The 1085-nt window shown below is 45.5% G+C and carries 1 protein-coding gene; it reads right to left on the reverse strand.

Annotated features, from left to right (window positions below; genetic code table 11):
- On the reverse strand, positions 1–1085 hold a 1085-nt coding region (locus A3766_RS25570; RefSeq protein ID WP_255375848.1), incomplete at both ends, for a DNA translocase FtsK.

Here is a 1085-nt window from a genome sequence, read left to right on the forward strand (position 1 = left end):
CCATTTCGGCAACACACCAACGCAGAGCATTCGCAGCCTCTTTCATATCGGTTACCACTGGGGTTAATAGGTGCGGTATACCATCATAAATTGAAAGCTCCAACATCTTTGGATCAACCATGATAAAACGCACTTCATCAGGTTGTGCTTTAAACAGCATACTTAGAATCATACTGTTAACACCAACCGACTTACCTGAACCCGTCGTACCGGCTACCAGCAAGTGCGGCATTTTCGCCAAGTTTGTAACGACCGGGTCGCCTGCAATATCGTTTCCTAACGCCAGGGTAACCGGTGACTCTGCATCATCATAATCCTTAGATAGCAAAACTTCGCTAAAGCGGACAATCTCTCGGTGCTCATTTGGTATCTCGATACCAACTACTGACTTACCAGGGATAACTTCAACCACCCTGACAGCAAGTACTGCCAAAGAACGAGCCAGATCCTTCGCTAGATTAGAAATCTTACTAACTTTTACACCGGGGGCTGGCTGAATCTCAAAACGTGTAATCACCGGGCCGGGATTAACCTCTACAACTTCCGCTTTGACACCAAAGTCGCCCAGCTTCTCTTCAAGTAGCCTAGACATATGCTCGAGCATCTCTTTGGAGAAGCCGAGTTTTTTATTAGTTTCTGCAGGATCAAGTAAAGATATAGACGGTAAAGGACCCTCTGAAGCAATAAACAAACTCCCCTGCTTTTCATCTTCCAAGCGCTTACTTGCTTTGCTCTTCTTAACAAAAGGTGAGATTTTAATTCCAGACTTCGTTTCGCTAGACGCATCACTTGCAACCTCAACATCATCTGCTTTGCCTTGCGCCTTGGTACCCGCTTTGACCTGAATAGGCGGCGACTGTTCAAGCTCGGAATCTACTGGAGAATATGGTTGTTTGCCTTTTGAAGTCTTAGGTGAGGCACGGCCCTTATCATCAATATAAGGCTCACTTCGCTTAGTGGCTTCACCCGTATCGGTTTTCTTAGAAAGCTTTTCTTTTAAAGCAGTGAGTTTTCCTTTAAGCAAAGAAACGGACCCTGTACTTGAATCTTTTTCGGCACGCTCCGGTGAAACATCGTTAACAGGG

This window comes from Oleiphilus sp. HI0132, assembly GCF_001635845.1.